Source organism: Pseudoxanthomonas sp. GW2, from assembly GCF_000283075.1.
GTDB lineage: Bacteria > Pseudomonadota > Gammaproteobacteria > Xanthomonadales > Xanthomonadaceae > Pseudoxanthomonas.
On sequence record NZ_ALIP01000138.1, the window covers coordinates 18,450 to 36,672 of the forward strand.

The 18,223-nt window shown below is 73.0% G+C and carries 17 protein-coding genes and 1 pseudogene; 14 read left to right on the forward strand and 4 right to left on the reverse strand.

All coding sequences use genetic code 11. The features are described from left to right. Positions 1–35: 35 nt before the first annotated feature. The gene (locus tag B351_RS0112755; protein WP_026010692.1) at positions 36–464 is read right to left on the reverse strand and encodes a YkgJ family cysteine cluster protein; all 429 of its coding nucleotides are present in this window, start codon (positions 462–464) and stop codon (positions 36–38) included. A 115-nt stretch (positions 465–579) separates the two neighbouring features. Between B351_RS0112755 and oleC the strand changes: the two genes are divergently transcribed. The 5 genes from oleC (at position 580) to ubiB (ending at position 5,889) form a co-directional block, all read left to right on the forward strand. Further along, positions 580–2,247: an olefin beta-lactone synthetase gene (gene oleC, locus B351_RS0112760; RefSeq protein WP_019399421.1), complete on the forward strand. Its 1,668-nt coding sequence runs from the start codon at positions 580–582 to the stop codon at positions 2,245–2,247. Next, on the forward strand, positions 2,244–3,251 hold the full coding sequence (oleD, locus tag B351_RS0112765) for a 2-alkyl-3-oxoalkanoate reductase (RefSeq protein ID WP_019399422.1): 1,008 nt from the start codon (positions 2,244–2,246) through the stop codon (positions 3,249–3,251). Before oleC ends, oleD begins: the two co-directional genes overlap by 4 nt. 68 nt (positions 3,252–3,319) lie before the next feature. After that, the gene (locus B351_RS17395) at positions 3,320–3,478 is read left to right on the forward strand and encodes a DUF1328 domain-containing protein (protein ID WP_019399423.1); all 159 of its coding nucleotides are present in this window, start codon (positions 3,320–3,322) and stop codon (positions 3,476–3,478) included. 123 nt (positions 3,479–3,601) lie between these two features. Next, positions 3,602–4,234, forward strand: a complete 633-nt coding sequence (locus B351_RS0112775) for an SCP2 domain-containing protein (protein ID WP_019399424.1) — start codon at positions 3,602–3,604, stop codon at positions 4,232–4,234. Then, positions 4,231–5,889 carry a ubiquinone biosynthesis regulatory protein kinase UbiB gene (ubiB, locus tag B351_RS0112780; protein WP_019399425.1) on the forward strand — a complete coding sequence of 553 codons (1,659 nt, stop codon included), beginning with the start codon at positions 4,231–4,233 and terminating at the stop codon, positions 5,887–5,889. Before B351_RS0112775 ends, ubiB begins: the two co-directional genes overlap by 4 nt. 91 nt (positions 5,890–5,980) lie before the next feature. Here the strand turns inward: ubiB and B351_RS0112785 are convergent, their stop codons facing one another. After that, positions 5,981–8,785 carry a pitrilysin family protein gene (locus tag B351_RS0112785; protein ID WP_019399426.1) on the reverse strand — a complete coding sequence of 935 codons (2,805 nt, stop codon included), beginning with the start codon at positions 8,783–8,785 and terminating at the stop codon, positions 5,981–5,983. A 177-nt stretch (positions 8,786–8,962) separates the two neighbouring features. Between B351_RS0112785 and B351_RS0112790 the strand changes: the two genes are divergently transcribed. From B351_RS0112790 to B351_RS0112815, 7 genes and pseudogenes are all read left to right on the forward strand, one after another. Beyond that, on the forward strand, positions 8,963–9,691 hold the full coding sequence (locus tag B351_RS0112790) for a pseudouridine synthase (protein ID WP_019399427.1): 729 nt from the start codon (positions 8,963–8,965) through the stop codon (positions 9,689–9,691). Positions 9,692–9,727: 36 nt separating this feature from the next. Then, positions 9,728–10,159, forward strand: coding sequence for an alternative ribosome rescue aminoacyl-tRNA hydrolase ArfB (arfB, locus tag B351_RS0112795; protein WP_019399428.1), 432 nt, complete (start codon positions 9,728–9,730; stop codon positions 10,157–10,159). Positions 10,160–10,161: 2 nt separating this feature from the next. Beyond that, positions 10,162–10,773, forward strand: a complete 612-nt coding sequence (locus B351_RS0112800) for a lysophospholipid acyltransferase family protein (protein ID WP_019399429.1) — start codon at positions 10,162–10,164, stop codon at positions 10,771–10,773. A gap of 78 nt (positions 10,774–10,851) precedes the next feature. Beyond that, positions 10,852–11,210, forward strand: a pseudogene (locus B351_RS18050) (deoxyribodipyrimidine photo-lyase); the annotation flags it as partial. Between the two features lie 9 nt (positions 11,211–11,219). Further along, complete coding sequence (locus B351_RS18190; RefSeq protein ID WP_345775214.1) at positions 11,220–12,212, forward strand: deoxyribodipyrimidine photo-lyase; 993 nt, start codon at positions 11,220–11,222, stop codon at positions 12,210–12,212. Between the two features lie 113 nt (positions 12,213–12,325). Next, entirely contained in the window at positions 12,326–12,589 is a 264-nt protein-coding gene (locus B351_RS0112810; RefSeq protein WP_019399431.1) for a hypothetical protein, read from the forward strand. A gap of 21 nt (positions 12,590–12,610) precedes the next feature. Continuing rightward, positions 12,611–12,844, forward strand: a complete 234-nt coding sequence (locus tag B351_RS0112815) for a hypothetical protein (protein ID WP_019399432.1) — start codon at positions 12,611–12,613, stop codon at positions 12,842–12,844. Positions 12,845–12,889: 45 nt separating this feature from the next. Here B351_RS0112815 and B351_RS0112820 read toward each other — a convergent pair whose 3' ends face one another. Beyond that, entirely contained in the window at positions 12,890–13,852 is a 963-nt protein-coding gene (locus B351_RS0112820; protein ID WP_026010694.1) for a LysR family transcriptional regulator, read from the reverse strand. Positions 13,853–13,966: 114 nt separating this feature from the next. Here B351_RS0112820 and aceB point away from each other — a divergent pair, with 114 nt between their 5' ends. Both aceB and aceA read left to right on the forward strand, forming a co-directional pair. Further along, a complete protein-coding gene (aceB, locus tag B351_RS0112825) occupies positions 13,967–15,652 on the forward strand; it encodes a malate synthase A (RefSeq protein ID WP_019399434.1) in 1,686 nt (561 codons plus the stop codon). 135 nt (positions 15,653–15,787) lie between these two features. Continuing rightward, complete coding sequence (aceA, locus tag B351_RS0112830; RefSeq protein WP_019399435.1) at positions 15,788–17,080, forward strand: isocitrate lyase; 1,293 nt, start codon at positions 15,788–15,790, stop codon at positions 17,078–17,080. Between the two features lie 215 nt (positions 17,081–17,295). Here the strand turns inward: aceA and B351_RS0112835 are convergent. Beyond that, the coding region (locus B351_RS0112835) for a YifB family Mg chelatase-like AAA ATPase (protein ID WP_019399436.1) at positions 17,296–18,223 on the reverse strand (928 nt) is incomplete at its 5' end.

Sequence of the window (18,223 nt, forward strand, 5' to 3'; positions counted from 1 at the left end):
GCAATGCGGGATGGCGTCCGTTGCGATGCAGCCGCCTAGGCCGCGATTGGCGTGACCGGCGGCGAGTTCGGGCTGTTGCCGCTGTCGTCCGGTTCGCCGTCGTCGTTGCTGGCGGCTTCGCGCCAGGTCCAGTCGGCCGGGGTCAGCGGTGGCAGGCCGTGGGCGATGCGGGCGCGGTCGCATTGCGAGCTGGCGGCGCCGAATTCCCAGGACGCATCCACCTCGCGGCATACCGAGGGCCGGTTGGGGTGGATGGTGCAGCGCGAGTACACCCCGATGTCCGCGTCCAGCGCCACGCAGCGCACCGGCGGGCCGTAGGTGCCGCGCATGCACAGGCGGTGCGCGTCCAGGCGCTGGGTCAGTGCGGCGGGTACGCCCCCTTCGGTCACTTCATCCGATTCCATCCAGTGGAAGGCGACCCGGTACTGGGTGCAGCAGGCGCCACAGGTGAGGCAGGGATGCATGGGGGGCGGGCCGGGCCTTGCGCGGCTGCAGTTGCGGGAGGCGCGATTCTGCCGCATCCGGTGGCGGCGGCGAAGTGGCGCCGGGCGGTGGGCACGCGCGTGGGATAATCCCCGCATGACTTCCAGCCCCTGCAACATCGCCGCGGCGCTGCCGCGGCTGGCCGCCGAGCGTCCCGACCAGCCCGCGATCCGCTGCCCCGGCAAGCGCGCCTCCGGCCGCGGCCTGGCCCGCTACGACGTGGTCCTCGACTACCGCACCCTGGACACCCGCAGCGATGCGCTCGCCGCCGGCCTGGCCGCGCACGGCATCGGCCGCGGCGTGCGCACGGTGGTGATGGTGCGGCCCTCGCCGGAGTTCTTCCTGGTGATGTTCGCCCTGTTCAAGGCCGGGGCGGTGCCGGTGCTGGTGGACCCGGGCATCGACCGCCGCGCGCTGAAGCAGTGCCTGGACGAGGCCCGCGCCGAGGCCTTCATCGGCATCCCGCTGGCGCACGTGGCCCGGCGCCTGCTGGGCTGGGCGCCGTCGGCGAGGAAGCTGGTCACGGTGGGCACCCGCATGGGCTGGGGCGGGACCACCCTGGCCGCGGTCGAGCGCGCCGGCCAGGGTGCCGGCCCGCAGCTGGCCGACACCGCTCCGGACGAGGTCGCCGCGATCCTGTTCACCAGCGGCTCCACCGGCGTGCCCAAGGGCGTGGTCTACCGCCACCGCCACTTCGTCGCCCAGATCGCGCTGATGCGCGAGGCCTTCGGCATCGAGCCCGGTGGCGTGGACCTGCCGACCTTCCCGCCGTTCGCCCTGTTCGATCCGGCCCTGGGCCTGACCTCGGTGATCCCGGACATGGATCCGACCCGCCCGGCCGAGGCCGACCCGCGCCGCCTGCACGATGCGATCGCGCGCTTCGGCGTGACCCAGCTGTTCGGTTCGCCGGCGCTGATGCGGGTGCTGGCCGACCATGGTGCGCCGTTGCCCACCGTGCGCCGCGCCACTTCCGCCGGCGCGCCGGTGCCGCCGGAGGTGGTGGAGAAGATCCGCGCGCTGCTGCCGGCCGATGCGCAGTTCTGGACGCCCTACGGCGCCACCGAGTGCCTGCCGGTGGCGGTGATCGAGGGCCGCGAGCTGCAGGAAACCCGCGCCGCCACCGAGGCCGGCGCCGGCACCTGCGTGGGCCGCCCGGTGGCGCCCAACGAGGTGCGCATCATCGCCGTGGACGACGGCCCGATCGAAAGCTGGAGCCAGGCGCGCGTGCTGGGCGTGGGCGAAGTGGGCGAGATCACCGTCGCCGGCCCGACCGCCACCGACAGCTATTTCAACCGCGAGGCCGCCACCCGCGCGGCCAAGATCCGCGAGGCCCTGGCCGACGGCAGCACCCGCGTCGTGCACCGCATGGGCGACGTGGGCTATTTCGACGAACACGGCCGGCTGTGGTTCTGCGGGCGCAAGACCCAGCGCGTGGAGACCGAGCAGGGCCCGCTGTACACCGAGCAGGTCGAGCCGGTGTTCAACGTGCATCCGCGCGTGCGCCGCACCGCGCTGGTAGGCGTGGGCGCGCCCGGGGCGCAGGTTCCGGTGCTGTGCGTGGAACTGGCCCGCGGCGTGCGCGCCACCGAGTTCGAGCGCATCGCCGAGGAACTGCGCATGCTTGGCAGCCGTACCCCGCAGACCGCGCGCATCGGCCGCTTCCTGCGCCATCCCGCGTTCCCGGTCGACATCCGCCACAACGCCAAGATCGGACGCGAGAAGCTCGCCGCATGGGCGGCCCGGCAACTGGAGAAGGCCCGATGAAGGTGCTGGTGACCGGTGGCGGAGGCTTCCTCGGCCAGGCCCTGTGCCGCGCGCTGCTGGCGCGCGGCCATGCGGTGCACAGCTTCCAGCGCAGCCATTCGCCCGCGCTGCAGGCGATGGGCGTGGTCCAGCACCTTGGCGACCTGGCCGACGCGGCCGCGGTCGCGCGGGCGGTGGCGGGCATGGACGCGGTGCTGCACAACGCCGCCAAGGCCGGCGCCTGGGGCAGCTACGACAGCTACTACCAGGCCAACGTGGTCGGCACCCGCAACGTGATTGCCGCCTGCCGCGCCAATGGCGTGCAGCGGCTGGTCTACACCTCCACGCCCAGCGTCACCCATCGCGCCACCCATCCGGTGGAAGGCCTGGGCGCGGACGAAGTGCCCTACGGCGAGGATTTCCAGGCGCCGTACGCGGCGACCAAGGCCATCGCCGAGCAGGAGGCGCTGGCGGCCAACGGACCGGAGCTGGCGGTGGTCGCGCTGCGCCCGCGCCTGATCTGGGGCCCGGGCGATCCGCAGATCCTGCCGCGCCTGGTCGAACGCGCGCATGTCGGGCGCCTGCGCCTGGTCGGCGACGGCTCCAACCTGGTCGACACCACCTACATCGACAACGCCTCCCAGGCGCACCTGGACGCGCTGGACCGCCTGGCGCCGGATGCGGCCTGCGCCGGCAAGGCGTACTTCATCTCCAACGGCGAACCGCTGCCGATCCGCGAGGTGCTCAACCGCCTGCTGCAGGCCGCCGGTGCGCCGCCGGTCACGCGCAGCATTTCGTTCAAGACGGCGTACCGCATCGGTGCGGTGTGCGAGCGGCTGTGGCCGCTGCTGCGCCTGCGCAGCGAGCCGCCGATGACACGCTTCCTCGCCGAGCAGCTGGCCACCGCGCACTGGTACAGCATGGAGCCGGCGCGGCGCGACTTCGGCTACGTGCCAAGGGTCGGTTTTGACGAGGGAATCATCAGGCTGAAGGCCAGCTGGCAACAGGGCGCATCCGTCACCTGATCACGACCGGCGCTTGGGCAGCATGCCGCTCGACCGCCCCCCGCGGCGCCACCCCGAGGAATGCCCAGATGCTCCATTACGCCGTCGTGTTTTTCGTCATCGCCGTGATCGCCGCCCTGCTGGGTTTCAGCGGCATCGCCGGCGCCGCCACCAACATCGCCTGGATCCTGTTCGTCGTGTTCCTGATCCTGGGTGCGATCTCGCTGCTGCGCGGCAGGCGGGTCTAGTCCGCGCCGGCGCCCCTGGCGCCGCCGGAACCCCAGCACGGGCGTGGCCACTGGCTGCGCCCGTATCGTATCCGGACCCCGGGTTTTCCGGTGCGGCGCCGCCGCGACCGCTAGAATGGCCGCATGCCAAGCCCCCTCGATGCCCTCAAGCCGCTGGCCGGACGCGCCCTGGAAGCGGCGCTCAACCGTGCCGCGGCGCTGGACCCGGATACCCTCGCCGCGCTGGCGCAGCTGGACGGTCGCAGCGTTTCCCTGACCCTGGAGCGCCCGGCGCTGGCGCTGGAAATCCGCGTGCATGACCGCTACCTGCAGGTCGGCCCGCCGCTGCGCGAGGCCGACCTGGCCGTGCGCGGAACCATCGGCGGCCTGCTCGGCCAGCTGCCGTTCCTGGCCGCCGCCGCGCGCGGCAAGCCCGCCGGGCGCCTGCACGTGTCCGGCGACGCCGACCTGGCACGGCGCCTGCAGAAGCTGGCCTCCGGCTTCGAGCCGGACTGGCAGCAGCCGTTCGTGGAGCTGTTCGGCCCGGTGCTGGGCGTGCAGCTGGCCAATGCCGCGGCCGCGGCCCTGCGCGGCGCGCGCGGGCTGGCCGGCGGCCTGGCGCGTTCCGGTGCCGAATACCTGGTGGAGGAATCGCGCGACGTGGTCGGCCGCGCCGAGCTGGCCGCGTTCAACGACGAGGTCGATGCGGTCCGCGACGACGTCGAGCGCCTGGCCGCGCGCGTCGCCCGCCTGCGCGTGCCCGGAGGCGCGCCATGAGGGCCGCGCTGCGCGCCTGGCGCATCGCCCGGGTGGTGCTGCGCTACCGGCTGGACGCGTTGCTGGAAGGCACCCCGGCCGAGCGCTGGCTGCGCCTGGCCAAGCCGTTCGTGCCGCGAGCGGCGGCCGACGTGGCCTCGCAGCCGCGCGGCATGCGCCTGCGCCTGGCGCTGCAGGAACTGGGACCGATCTTCGTCAAGTTCGGGCAGATCCTGTCCACCCGCCGCGACCTGCTGCCGGCGGACATCGCGGCGGAGCTGTCCCTGCTGCAGGACCAGGTGGCGCCGTTCGACGGCCAGGCGGCGCGGGCCATCGTCGAGCAGGCGCTGGGGCGGCCGGTGGAGGCCGCGTTCGCCGGCTTCGACACCCGCCCGCTGGCCTCGGCCTCGATCGCCCAGGTGCACGCTGCGCGCCTGCACGACGGCCGCGAGGTGGTGGTCAAGGTGCTGCGCCCGGGCATCGAGCGCCAGATCGACGCCGACCTCGCCCTGCTGCGCTCGCTGGCGGCGCTGGTCGACCGCGCCCATCCGCGGGCCGACCGCATCCGCCCGCAGGCGGTGGTGGCCGAGATCGAGTCCACCCTGGCCGCCGAGCTGGACCTGCAGCGCGAGGGCGCCAACGCCTCGGTGATGCGCCGCTTCTGGAAGGACTCGCCGGACCTGTACGTGCCGGAGGTGATCTGGTCGCACAGCGCGCAGCGGGCGCTGACCATGGAGCGGGTGCACGGCATCCCCTCCGACGACATCGCCGCGCTGGATGCCGCAGGCATCGACCGCAAGGTGCTGGCGGCCAAGGGCGTGCGGGTGTTCTACACCCAGGTGTTCCGCGACAACTTCTTCCACGCCGACGCGCACTCGGGGAACATCTGGGTCGATGCCGACCCGGCGCGGCGCCACGACCCACGCTTCATCGCCCTGGACTTCGGCATCGTCGGCCAGCTGTCGCCGCGCGACCAGTACTACCTGGCCGAGAACTTCATGGCGATCTTCCGCCAGGACTACCGCCGCATCGCCGAGTTGCACGTGGAGGCGGGCTGGATGCCGGCCACGGTGCGGATCGAGGAACTGGAGGCGGCGGCGCGCGCGGTGTGCGAGCCGTACTTCACCCGGCCACTGAGCGAGGTCTCGCTGGCCGAGGTGCTGGCCAAGCTGTTCCGCACCGCGCAGCGCTACGAACTGACCTTGCAGCCGCAGCTGATCCTGCTGCAGAAGACCCTGCTCAACATCGAGGGCGTGGGCCGGCAGCTGGATCCGCAGCTGGACATCTGGGCGGTGGCCAGCCCGGTGCTTGGGAAGATCCTGCGCGAGCGCTACAGCCCGCGCCGGTTGCTGCGCGAGTTCCGCCAGCGCGCCCCGGAGCTGATGACCCGCGCGCCGGAGATGCCGCGCCTGTTGCACGAGTGGCTGGAGCAGCAGGTGCAGGGCCGGCACCGGACGGGCATCCACTCGCCCGACCTGGCCGGGATCGAGCACACCCTGCGGGTGATGCAGCGGCGGGCGGTGGCGGCGATCCTGGGCGTGGGCCTGCTGCTGGTGGCGGCGGTGCTGTACGCGCTGGAGGCCGGCGGTCCGCGCCTGGCCGGGGTGCCGCTGTCGGCCTGGGTCGCCGGAATCGGCGGGTTGTGGGCGGTGCTGGCGGCCTTGCCGCGACGCTGACCCCCGCGCGGCCGCAAGCAACGAACGGGCCCGCCTCGCGCGGGCCCGTTCGCCGCTGCGCCCGCCGCGCCTGGCGGCGGGCTTGCCGGGGCTAGTCGGCCATGGCCGGCGCGGCCGGGGCGGCGGCGCCGGAGCCGGCGCGGGCCACCGCGTCGAAGTCGCCGGCGGCGACCACGCTCAGCTTGCCCGGGGCCAGGTGGCGGGCGATGGCGGCGTTGACCTGGGCCGTGGTCAGCCTGCGGTAGGCCTCGTCCAGTTCCGCGGTGAAGGCCATGGTGCGGCCGAAGTACAGCTGGTCCTGGAGCATGCCCGCCACGTTCTGGTCGTCCGCGCGCGCCTGCGCGCGCTCGGTGAGCAGGCCGGACACCGCATCCTGCAGTTCCGCCTCGGTGATGCCCTCGGCCACCAGCCGCTGCAGTTCCTCGCGCATGGCCACCTCGACCCGGGCCAGGTTCTGCGGCGCGGCGATGGCCTGGATCAGCAGGTTGCCGGCATCGTCCACGCCGTCGGCGCTGTCGTCGGCATGCAACGAGCTGCTGACCCCGTAGCTGAGGCCGTCCCTCTGGCGGATGCGGTCGCCCAGGCGCGACTTGAGCGCGCCGCCGCCGAGGATGCGGTTGGCCACCACCAGCGCCGGGTAGTCCGGGTCGGTGACCCGCAGGGCCACGTTCTGCCGCGCCAGCAGCACCGCGTTGGCCTTGTCCGGGGTCGGCAGCTGCCGCTGCAGCGGCGCGACCTCGGCATGCCGGGTGGCGATCGGCTGGTACGGATGCGGACTGCGCCAGCCGGCGAACAGGCGTTCCAGCTGCGCGCGCACCGCCTCCGGGTCGAAGTCGCCGACGATCGCGATCTCGCCCTGCGCGGTGCCGTAGAAGTCGCGGTGGAACGCCACCACCTCCTCGCGCCGGAGCGCACGCACCGCGGCCAGGGTTTCATCCAGGCTCTGCGCGTGCAGCGGATGCCCTTCCGGCCACGGATCGAAGTGCAGCGCCAGCGCCCGCTGCGCCACCGCGCCCGGCTCGCCGCGCGAGGCCTCCAGCCCGGTGATGGCCTGCAGCCGCAGCTGCTCGAACTCGTCCTCGGGGAAGGTCGGCTCGCGCAGCAGGGTGGCCAGCAGTTCCAGGGTCTCGCCGAGCCGCTCGCGGCGGCCGATCAGCGACAGCTGTGCACCCTGCAGCCCGCCGGCCACCTGGGCCCGGGCCTGCAGCTCCTCCAGCCTGCGGTCGATGGCCTCGCGGTCCAGCCCGCGCGCGCCACGCATCAGCATCGCCCCGGCCAGGCCGGCGGCATGCTGGCGCCCGGCCAGCGACTGCGCGTCGCCGAAGCGGAAGTAGCCGTCAACCACCACGGTGCCGCCGCGGGTGCGCTTGGGCAGCAGCGCCACCCGGAGCCCGTCGCCGAGGGTGAAGCGCTGGGTGCGGGCCTCGATGTTCTGCGGCGTGGGATCGAAGTGCTCGCCGGCGTCCAGCGCCTGGCGCCCGGTGTAACCGGCCACCACCTCGGCCGCGGCCGGGGCCGCCGGCACCTGTACCCGCTGCGGTTCGTCGGTGGGCACGAAGCGGCCCAGGGTGCGGTTGTCGCGGCGCAGGTAGGCGGCGGCGACGCGGTTGACGTCGGCGGCGGTCACCGCGGCGATCGCGTCGCGGCTGGTGAACAGCAGGCGCCAGTCGCCGGCGGCGACGAACTCCGACAAGCCCATGCCCACCGCGTTGACGTCGGTGAAGTACAGGTCGTAGGCATTGGCCACCCGCTGCCGGGCCTGCTCGACCTCGGCCTCGGTCACCGGGTTGCGCGCCAGTTCCTCCAGCTGCGCCAGCAGCACCTGCTCGGCGCGCTCGCCGTCGCCGTCGCGCGGCTGTACCACCACCGCGCTGAACAGGCCAGGCTCGGCCAGGCCGTCGGCACCGGCACCGACGCCGGCGGCGATCCGCGGCTCGACCAGGGCCTTGTGCAGGCGCCCGCCGGGGGTGTGGCCCAGGACCTGCGCCAGCACCACCAGCGCGGCGTTGTCGGCATGGGTGCGGGCCGGGATGTGGTAGCTGGCCATGGCGATGCGCAAGTCGCCGGTGCGGCGCACGGTGACCTCGCGCTCGCCGTCCTGCGGCGGCTCCACCGTGGCCCGCCGCGGCAGCGGCGTGGCCGGCGCGCGCAGCTTGCCGAACGTGGCCTGCACCTTGCGCAGCACTTCCGCCGGGTCGATCCGGCCGGCGACCACCAGGGTGGCGTTGTCCGGGCGGTACCAGGTCCGGTAGAAGGCGCGCAGCTGGCCGATGTCGGCCGCCTCCACGTCCGAGCGCGCGCCCACGGTGGCCTGGCCATAGCCATGCCACTGGTAGGCGGCCGCGCGCACGCGCTGCACCAGCACGCCGCTGGGGTTGTTCTCGCCGGCCTCCAGCTCGTTGCGCACCACCGTCATCTCGCTGTCCAGGTCGGCGCGTTCCAGGCGCGCGTTGACCATGCGGTCGGCTTCCATCGCCAGCACCCAGTCGAGGTTGTCGCCGCCGGCGGGGAAGGAGGCGAAGTAGTTTGTGCGGTCCTGCCCGGTGGTGGCGTTGTAGCGGATGCCGCGGCGCTTCATCTCGCCGCTGATGTCGCGGTGCGCGGGCGTGCCCTTGAACAGCAGGTGCTCGAGCAGGTGCGCGGCGCCGGTCTGGCCGTAGGTCTCGTGCACCGAGCCGACCCCGTAGGTCAGGTTGACCGTGACCGTGGGTTTGGTCGGGTCGGGGAACAGCAGCACGCGCAGGCCGTTGCCCAGGGTGTATTCGCTGATGCCCTCGATGGAGGGACCGGCGCTGACGCCGCGCGGCAGGGCGGGCGCGGCGGCGCCGGCGCCCCAGGCGGGCGCCAGCAGGGCGACGGCGAGGGTCAGGGCGAGTGCATGTCTTCCGGGGATCATCCTTGGTCTCCAGTTGCTGCGGCCTCATGGCCGGCGCCGAGTTTCCCAGAATGCGGCGGCGCGGGCTTGAAGCGTCCCTGAAGCCGCGCCGGCACGGCCGCATGGGCCGCCAGGGCCCGGCGCGCCCTTGCCGCGCCCGCCTTCGTAATCGCCGCCGCGCCCGCGGATAATGCGCGGGTGAACGACATTCCCGGATCCCTCGCCGTCCTCCACGCCGACGACTGCCTGGCGGTGGTGGACAAGCCCGCTGGGCTGATGGTGCACGACAGCCCGCTGGCGGCGGACGAGACCGACTTCGCCGCCGACCGCCTGCGCGCCCAGTTCGGCCGGCCCGTGTACCTGGTCCACCGCCTGGACCGCGCCACCAGCGGCTGCCTGCTGCTGGCCTTCGACCGCGACACCGCCTCGGCCCTGGGCCGGTCGGTGATGGCCCAGCAGCTGGACAAGCGCTACCTGGCGGTGTGCCGCGGCTGGCTGGAGGAGGCGTTCGAGATCGACCATCCGCTGGACGGCGGGCCCGGCAAGCCGCAGAAGAAACCGGCGCTGACCCGCTTCCGGCGGCTGGCCTGCGGCGAGCTGGACGAGCCCTCGGCCGGCTTCCCGACCTCGCGCTACGCCCTGCTGGAATGCGCGCCGGTGACCGGCCGCTTCCGCCAGATCCGTCGCCACCTCAAGCACGCCTCGCACCACCTCATCGGCGACACCAGCCACGGCGACGGCCGCCACAACCGCATCTTCCGCATGCGCGGGGTGCACCGCATGCTGCTGCATGCGTGGAAGCTGGGCTTCCCGCACCCGCGCGGCGGCGCCCGGGTGGAGGTGGTGGCGCCGCCCTCGGGCGAGTTCATCAGGGCGATGGCGCTGTTCGGCTGGAGCCTGCCGGAACACACCGGCGCGGCCGGCTGAGCACGCCGCGGTGCGCCGCCCGCTTACAATCCGGCCATGCCCGTCGACGCGCTCAGCATCAGCCCCGGCCTGGCGATCCCGGAGTCGGAGATCGTCGAGCGCTTCGTGCGCGCCAGCGGCGCCGGCGGGCAGAACGTCAACAAGGTTTCCAGCGCCGTCGAGCTGCGGTTCGACGTCGCCGGCTCGCCGTCGCTGCCCGAGGCGCTGCGTGCGCGCCTGCTGGCGCGACGCGACCGGCGGCTGACCGACGACGGCGTGCTGGTGATCGACGCGCAGCGCTTCCGCACCCAGGAGCGCAACCGCCAGGATGCGCGCGAGCGCCTGGCGGCGTTCATTGCCGCCGGCCTGGCGGTGCCAAAGCGGCGCATCGCGACCCGCCCCACCCGCGCCTCGCAGCAGCGGCGCCTGGAGGGCAAGCGCGAGCGCAGCCAGATCAAGCGCGGGCGCTCGCGCCGCGACTGGGAGTGAGAATGTCCGAGGCTGCACCCCTGCTGCCGGCGATGCCGGCGCAGGTTCCGCAGACCCCCGAGCGCGGCATGGGCCGCTTCACCCGCTGGCTGGGCCGCAGCGTGCTGCGCCTGGGCGGCTGGCGCGTGGTCGGGCAGATCCCGCCGGTCGGCCGGCTGGTGGTGATCGCCGCGCCGCACTCGTCCAACTGGGACGGGATCTGGGGCATGGCCGCCAAGCTGGCCCTGGGCGTGGACATCCGGGTGCTGGCGAAGGCCCAGCTGTTCTGGTGGCCGCTGTCGATCGTGCTGCGCCGGCTGGGCGTGATCCCGGTGGACCGCAGCAACCCGCATGGCATCGTCGACCAGGCCATCGACCTGGTGCGCGCCAGCGAGCGGATGTGGTTCGTGGTCGCCCCGGAAGGCACGCGCAAGCCGGTTAAGGAGTGGAAGCGCGGCTTCTGGAAGATCGCCCACGGTGCCGGCGTGCCGGTGCTGATGACCTACTTCCACTACCCGGAGCGGATCATCGGCTTCGGCCCGCTGTTCCACACCACCGGCGACATGGAGGCCGACATGGCCGCGGTGCGCCAGTGGTACCGGCCGTGGATGGGCCGCAACCGCGGCACTGCCTGAGGGTCGCCCATGGGCGTGGCGCTGGTCTGGTTCCGTGACGATCTCAGGCTGGACGACCACCCCGCCCTGCGCGCCGCGCTGGGCGCGGCCTGGTGCCGGTGCCGGGGTACATCCACGCCCCGGACGAGGAGGGCGACTGGGCGCCGGGCGCCGCTTCCAACGCCTGGCGCCGGCGCTCGCTGGCGGCGCTGGCGGCCGAACTGCGGCGCCGCGGCTCGCGCCTGCTGATGCTGCACGGGCCCAGCCTGGGCACGCTGCAGGCGCTGGCGGCGCTGACCGGGGCCGAGGCGGTGCTGTGGTGCCGCCGCTACGAGCCGCGGATCGAGGCCCGCGACACCCGGATCAAGCGGCAGCTGCGCCAGGCCGGGCTGCATGCGGAAAGCTTCAACGGCTCGCTGCTGTTCGAACCGTGGGAGATCGAGACCAGGCAGGGCGACCCGTACCGGGTGTTCACCCCGTTCTGGAAAGCGGCGCGTGCGCACTGGCGCCTGCGCCCGTTGTGGCAGGCGCCGGAGCGCTTGCCCTCGCCGGACCTGGCCGGCGCGCCGGAAGGCCGGCACCTGGACGCGATCATCCCCGAGACCCGCCCGGACTGGGACGCCGGTTTCTGGGAGCAGGCCACCCCCGGCGAGGCCGGGGCGCAGGCGCGGCTGCAGCGGTTCCTGGCCGCGGGCCTGGCCGGTTACGCGCAGGCCCGCGACCAGGTCGCGGCCGACGGCACTTCGCGCCTGTCGGCGCACCTGCACTTCGGCGAGATCTCGGTCCAGCGCGTGGCCGCGGCGGTGCAGGCGGCGGAGGTGGCCGAGGCCGACCGCGAACGCTTCCTGGCCGAGCTGGGCTGGCGCGAGTTCGCCCACCACGTCATGCACCACTACCCGCACGTGGTCGACCAGGACCTCGACCCGCGCATGGCCGGGTTCCGCTGGGCGCGGCCGTTGCGCGCCACCCTCGATGCCTGGGAGCGCGGCCGCACCGGCGTGCCCATCGTCGATGCCGGCATGCGCCAGCTGTGGCACACCGGCTGGATGCACAACCGGGTGCGCATGGTCGTGGCCAGCTGGCTGGCCAAGCACCTGCGCATCCACTGGCGGCACGGCGCGCGCTGGTTCTGGGACACCCTGGTCGACGCCGACCTGGCCAACAACACCCAGGGCTGGCAGTGGGTGGCCGGCACCGGCGCCGACGCAGCGCCGTACTTCCGTGTGTTCAACCCGGTCAGCCAGGCGCAGAAGTTCGATCCGCAGGGCGAGTACATCGCGCGCTGGGTGCCGGAGCTGGCGCCGCTGCCGCTGCCGGCGCGGTTCGCACCGTGGCAGCACCCGGAGCTGCTGCGCAGGGTCGCGCCGCGCTATCCGCGGCGGCCACAGGTGGACCTGGCCGCGGGCAGGGCGGCGGCGCTGGAGGCGTTCGCGGCGTTGCGGGCCGGCCGGGAAGGCTGATGTGCGGCGCTTGCCGGCGCGATAGGATCGGCATCGCGCCGGGGGGGGGGGGGGAACATGGCCGGGCCCGGCCATGGCGCGACAACCCACATGCAACGGACAGGAAGCCATCCATGCACTCGATCCGCCGCATCCGCATCACCGCCGCCGAGACGTTCGCCGCATGCGCGTTCGTGGTCGCCGGCCTGGCCTGGTCCCCGCTGCTGCTTGCCGGGGCATGGGCGACCTATGGGTTGGTCCTGGCGCGGCACAACCGCCTCCTCGGCGGCGCCGGGCTGGCCTGCACGGCGGCCTTCCTGCTGTTCGTTGCCGGCTACGGCATCGGCAAGGACCTGGCGATGCGCGACCGGCAGGTGGAAGCCGCCCAGGTCCGCTGAGCCAAGTCCGGAGGGGCGACGATGCCGGAGGAAGCCATCGGGGGCCTGCTGGGCTGGACCGTCCGCGTCGTCGGCTACGTCCTGGTCGACGTGGTGCTGGAAATCCTGGTGAAGGGCCTGGGCTATGCGCTGCTGCGCGGCCTCGGCGTGCGCACCCACCCGGAAAGTGCGTGGTGCGCGGTGGTGGGCCTGGCGTTCTGGTTCCTGTGCATGGCCGCGGCCGTGGCCATCTGGCGGCATACGCACCCGGCCTGATCCATCCCCTCCTCCTGGCCAGGCTGCCGGCCCGTAGGCGGATGCTCAGCGTTCGGAATGTCCGCTCTGGTCGTACTCGCGCGGCGCAAGCAGGTCCGGGCGGATCAGGGCCACGAACGCACGCGCCTGCGGCGACAGCACCCGGCCCTTGCGCACCACCACCCCATAGCTGCGTGCCGGGAAGAACGCCGCCAGCGAGCGCGAGCCCAGGCGGGCCTCGTCGCCCTCGGCCAGGCATACCGAGGGGATGATCGACACGCCCAGGCCCATGGCCACGTACTGCTTGATCACGTCCCAGCCGCTGACCTCAAGCGCCACCGTGTACGGCACCCGGTTCTGCTGCAGCACCAGGTCGACCAGACGCCAGGTGACCTGGCGCTGCGGCGGCAGGATCAGCGGGTATTCGGCCAGGTCGGCCAGTTCCAGCCGCGGCTTGCGCAGCAGCGGGTGCCCGGGCGGCGCGATCAGCCGCTGCTCGAAGCGGTGCGCGGCCTCGTAGCTGAGGTCGGCCGGCACGTCGAGCAAAGTGCCGACCACCAGGTCCACCGCGTCCTCGCGCAGCAGCTCGGTGCCCTCGCTGGTGACCACGTTGTGCAGCACCAGGTGCACGTCCGGGTGCTGCTGGCGGAAGGCGGCGACGATCTTCGGCAGCAGGTAGAGGATGGTCGAGCTGTTGGCCGCGATCCGCAGCTCGCCGGCATCCAACCCGCGCACCCGCTCGCGGAAGGCGTTCTCCAGGCCGTCCAGCTGCTCGACCAGGGGCTGGGCCATCTCGTACAGCAGCTCGCCCTCGCGGGTGGGCACCAGGCGGCGCCCGGAACGCTCCAGCAGCGGCATCCCCAGGTCGCGCTCCAGCGCCTGCAGCTGCAGGGTGATGGCCGGCTGGGACACGAAAAGCGCCTCCGCCGCCCTCGATACCGAGCCCAGCCGCACCGTCTGGCAGAACGCGCGCAGCGGCTTGAGACGGTCGGATTTGTAGGAAAAACGAGGACTTGCAGCGGCACTCACGGCAGCCTCACGGTGGCTATAAGCCTGGCTAATGAACTACATTGACAAAACTGCTTTGTCAAATACCTGGCCAAGCAAGCAGCGTGGGCGCCCGACCGATGCAGGAGCACCGTCATGTCCGCGACCGCTGAATCCGCCATTCCCGCTTCGAATCCGGGCCGGCGCCCGGGTCCGGCCACCGTTCCCAAGGGCGCGGCCGGGCTTTCGCTGACCGAGCGGGTCGCCGGGCAGGAACAGCTGCTGCCGGCGCCGCTGCTGGGGCTGCTGGTGTCGCTGCACCGCACGATCGAGCCGGAACGCCGCGCCCTGCTGGCCGCCCGCCGCGAGCGCCAGGCGTTCTTCGACGCCGGCGGCCTGCCCGATTTCCGCGCCGACACCCGCCACATCCGCGAGGGCGACTGGAAGGTCGCGCCGATCCCGGCCGCGCTGCAGGACCGCCGCGTGGAGATCACCGGCCCGGTGGACCCGAAGATGGTGATCAACGCGCTGAACTCCGGCGCCCACTGCTACATGGCCGACTTCGAGGACTCCACCTCGCCGACCTGGCGCAACCTGCTGGCTGGCCAGCGCGCCCTGGCCGCGGCGGTGGATGGCTCGCTGAGCTTCCAGGCCGGCAACGGCAAGCAGTACCGCCTGCGCCCGTACGAGGAGCGCGCGGTGCTGATCGTGCGCCCGCGCGGCTGGCACCTGGACGAGAAGCACGTGCGCGTGGACGGCGAGCCGATCGCCGGCGGCCTGTTCGACATGGCGGTGTTCGCGTACCACAACGCGCGCACCCTGATGGCCAACGACCGCGGCCCGTACTTCTACCTGCCCAAGCTGCAGTCGATGGAGGAGGCGGCGCTGTGGGAGGCCGCGCTGTCGCACGTGGAGGCCTTCCTGGGCCTGCCGCACGGGCAGATGAAGGCCACCGTCCTGATCGAGACCCTGCCGGCGGTGTTCGAGATGGACGAGATCCTGCACGCGCTGCGCGACCGCATCGTCGGCCTGAACTGCGGGCGCTGGGACTACATCTTCTCCTACCTGAAGACGTTCCGCGCCCACCCGGACAAGGTCCTGCCCGAGCGCGGCCAGGTGACCATGACCCAGCCGTTCCTCAAGGCGTATTCGGAGCTGCTGATCCGCACCTGCCACCGCCGCGGCGCGCACGCCATGGGCGGCATGGCCGCGCAGATCCCCAACGCCTCCGACCCGGTGGCCAACGAGCAGGCCCTGGCGCGGGTGCGCGCGGACAAGCTGCGCGAGGTCACCGCCGGCCACGACGGCACCTGGGTGGCGCATCCGGCGCTGATCCCGGTGGCGCGCGAGGTGTTCGACGCGCACATGCCCACGCCCAACCAGCACCACGTGCTGCGCGAGGACGTGCAGGTCACCCGCGACGACCTGATCCGCCCGTGCGAGGGCACGATCACCCGCGAGGGCTTCGAGAACAACATCGAGGTCTGCGTGCGCTACCTGGCCGCCTGGCTGGACGGCAACGGCTGCGTGCCGATCCACGGGATGATGGAGGACGCGGCCACCGCCGAGATCGCCCGCGCCCAGCTGTGGCAGTGGCTGCACCACTCCGACCCGCGCGGCCGCCACGCCGACGGCAGCCCGGTGCACCTGGCCGACGGCGCCGTCATCGACTTCGCCCTGTTCGAACGCACCCTGGCCGCGCTGCCCGGGCGCCTGGGGGACACCGCCAACCTGCCGGGTGGCCGCCGCATCGCCGAGGCCACCGCCCTGCTCGACGAGCTGACCCGCGCCTGCCAGCTGGTCGAGTTCCTGACCCTGCCGGCCTACGCCCGCATCGACTGACCCACGCCCGCGTCCCGGCCCAGGCCGGGACCCGGGACCTTCCACCACGGACCCATCGAGGCCACCGCGTCCGGCCCGCCGGAACGACGGCAGGACCCCTCGAGCGCAAGAAGCCCACCGCCACGGAGAAGCACCATGAGCACGCTGAAGACCGCCGAGCAGATCCAGCACGAATGGAACACCGACCCGCGCTGGGCCGGCATCATCCGCAACTACACCGCCGAGGACGTGGTGCGCCTGCGCGGCACCATCCCGGTGGAGCACTCCATCGCCCGCATCACTTCCGAGAAGCTGTGGCGCTACCTGCACGAGATGGACTTCGTCAACGCGCTGGGCGCGCTGACCGGCAACCAGGCCATGCAGCAGGTCAAGGCGGGGCTCAAGGCGATCTACCTGAGCGGCTGGCAGGTGGCGGCGGACGCCAACCTCGCCGGGCAGATGTATCCCGACCAGTCGCTGTACCCGGCCGACTCGGTGCCGGCGGTGGTCAAGCGCATCAACAACACCCTGCTGCGCGCCGACCAGCTGCACCACGCCGAGGGCAACGACAGCATCGACTTCCTGCAGCCGATCGTGGCCGACGCCGAGGCCGGCTTCGGCGGCGTGCTCAACGCCTTCGAGCTGATGAAGGCGATGATCGAGGCCGGCGCCGCCGGCGTGCACTTCGAGGACCAGCTGGCCTCGGTGAAGAAGTGCGGGCACATGGGCGGCAAGGTGCTGGTGCCGACCCGCGAGGCGGTGGAGAAGCTCAACGCCGCGCGCCTGGCCGCCGACGTGATGGGCGTGCCGACCATCCTGATCGCGCGCACCGACGCCGAGGCCGCCGACCTGCTGACCTCGGACATCGACGAGAACGACAGGCCGTTCTGCACCGGCGAGCGCACCGTCGAGGGCTTCTTCCGCACCCGCAACGGCCTGGACCAGGCCATCGCCCGCGGCCTGGCCTACGCCCCGTACGCCGACCTGATCTGGTGCGAGACCGGCAAGCCGGACCTGGAGTTCGCGCGCAAGTTCGCCGAGGCCATCCACGCCAGGTTCCCGGGCAAGCTGCTGGCCTACAACTGCTCGCCGAGCTTCAACTGGAAGAAGAACCTGGACGACGCCACGATCGCGAAGTTCCAGAAGGAAATCGCCAGCTACGGCTACAAGTTCCAGTTCATCACCCTGGCCGGCTTCCACGCCCTGAACTACTCGATGTTCAAACTGGCCTACGGCTACGCCCGCAACCAGATGAGCGCCTTCGTCGAGCTGCAGGAAGCCGAGTTCGCCGCCGCGGACAAGGGCTTCACCGCGGTCAAGCACCAGCGCGAGGTCGGCACCGGTTACTTCGACGCGGTCACCCAGGCGATCCAGCAGGGCCAGTCCTCGACCACCGCCCTGAAGGGTTCGACCGAGGAAGAGCAGTTCCAGGACCGCAACGCGGCCTGACGTCCAGGATGCCGGAGTGGCGGCGCTCCGGCACCGCCCCCGGCTGCACGGGTTTGGTGGGTCGTGCAGCCGGGGGGTTCTCTTGTTCCCGCGATGCGTGCGTACCGCGCAAGTTCCCCTTCCCACGGAAGACGAATTCACCAGGCAGGTCATGCGGACGCCCCGGCTCCCGCGCAGCGCCACTGCGTGCCTGGAGGAATGCTGCGGATCGGGCCTCAGTCGCGCAGCAGCAGCGGTGCGCGGAAGCCGAGGGCCTCGGCCAGGTGGTCGCGGCCGATGCCCTCGCTGGCGTCGAGGTCGGCGATGGTGCGCGCCACCCGCAGCACCCGGTGCAGGCTGCGCGCGGTCAGCTGCAGGCGCTCGGCGGCCTGTTCGAGCAGGGCCTGCTCGCCTGCACCGAGGCGGCAGCACGCGGCCAGCCCGGCCGGATCCAGACGCGCGTTGGGCCCGGTGCCGCGGGCCTGCTGGCGTTCGCGCGCCGCTTCCACCCGCGCCCGCACCGCGGCGCTGGATTCGCCCGGCGGCGCATCGGCGCGCAGCTGCGCCGGCGGCAGCCGGGCCATGGCCAGGTGCAGGTCGATGCGGTCCAGCAGCGGACCGGACAGCCGGCCCCAGTAGCGCGCGACCATGTCCGGGGTGCAGCGGCAGCGCGCCGACGGGTCGCCGGCATAGCCGCAGGGACAGGGATTCATCGCCGCCACCAGCTGGAAGCGTGCGGGGAACTCGGCGCTGCGGCCGGCGCGGGAGACGGTGATGCGGCCGGATTCCAGCGGCTCGCGCAGCACCTCCAGCGCGGCGCGGCTCCATTCCGGCAGCTCGTCCAGGAACAGCACGCCGTTGTGCGCCAGCGAGATCTCGCCCGGGCGCGGCGGACTGCCGCCGCCGGCCAGGGCAACCGCGCTGGCGCCGTGGTGCGGGGCGCGCAGCGGGCGCTGGCGCCAGCGCGCCGGGTCCAGGCCATGGCCGCTGATCGAATGCACCGCGGCGGTTTCCAGGGCCTCGGCCTCGCTGGCTTCCGGCAGCAGTCCGGGCAGGCAGGAGGCCAGCAGGGTCTTGCCGCAGCCAGGCGGGCCGCTCATCAGCAGGTGGTGGCCGCCGGCGGCGGCGATCTCCAGCGCCCGCCGCGCCTGCAGTTGGCCGCGC

Coding starts and splice junctions, on each gene's coding strand:
- B351_RS0112815 (WP_019399432.1), top strand. CDS start 12,611: ATGCCGGAGGAAGCCATCGGGGGCCTGCTGGGCTGGACCGTCCGCGTC.
- aceB (WP_019399434.1), top strand. CDS start 13,967: ATGTCCGCGACCGCTGAATCCGCCATTCCCGCTTCGAATCCGGGCCGG.
- oleD (WP_019399422.1), top strand. CDS start 2,244: ATGAAGGTGCTGGTGACCGGTGGCGGAGGCTTCCTCGGCCAGGCCCTG.
- B351_RS0112785 (WP_019399426.1), bottom strand. CDS start 8,785: ATGATCCCCGGAAGACATGCACTCGCCCTGACCCTCGCCGTCGCCCTG.
- ubiB (WP_019399425.1), top strand. CDS start 4,231: ATGAGGGCCGCGCTGCGCGCCTGGCGCATCGCCCGGGTGGTGCTGCGC.
- B351_RS17395 (WP_019399423.1), top strand. CDS start 3,320: ATGCTCCATTACGCCGTCGTGTTTTTCGTCATCGCCGTGATCGCCGCC.
- B351_RS0112800 (WP_019399429.1), top strand. CDS start 10,162: ATGTCCGAGGCTGCACCCCTGCTGCCGGCGATGCCGGCGCAGGTTCCG.
- oleC (WP_019399421.1), top strand. CDS start 580: ATGACTTCCAGCCCCTGCAACATCGCCGCGGCGCTGCCGCGGCTGGCC.
- B351_RS0112775 (WP_019399424.1), top strand. CDS start 3,602: ATGCCAAGCCCCCTCGATGCCCTCAAGCCGCTGGCCGGACGCGCCCTG.
- aceA (WP_019399435.1), top strand. CDS start 15,788: ATGAGCACGCTGAAGACCGCCGAGCAGATCCAGCACGAATGGAACACC.
- arfB (WP_019399428.1), top strand. CDS start 9,728: ATGCCCGTCGACGCGCTCAGCATCAGCCCCGGCCTGGCGATCCCGGAG.
- B351_RS0112810 (WP_019399431.1), top strand. CDS start 12,326: ATGCACTCGATCCGCCGCATCCGCATCACCGCCGCCGAGACGTTCGCC.
- B351_RS0112755 (WP_026010692.1), bottom strand. CDS start 464: ATGCATCCCTGCCTCACCTGTGGCGCCTGCTGCACCCAGTACCGGGTC.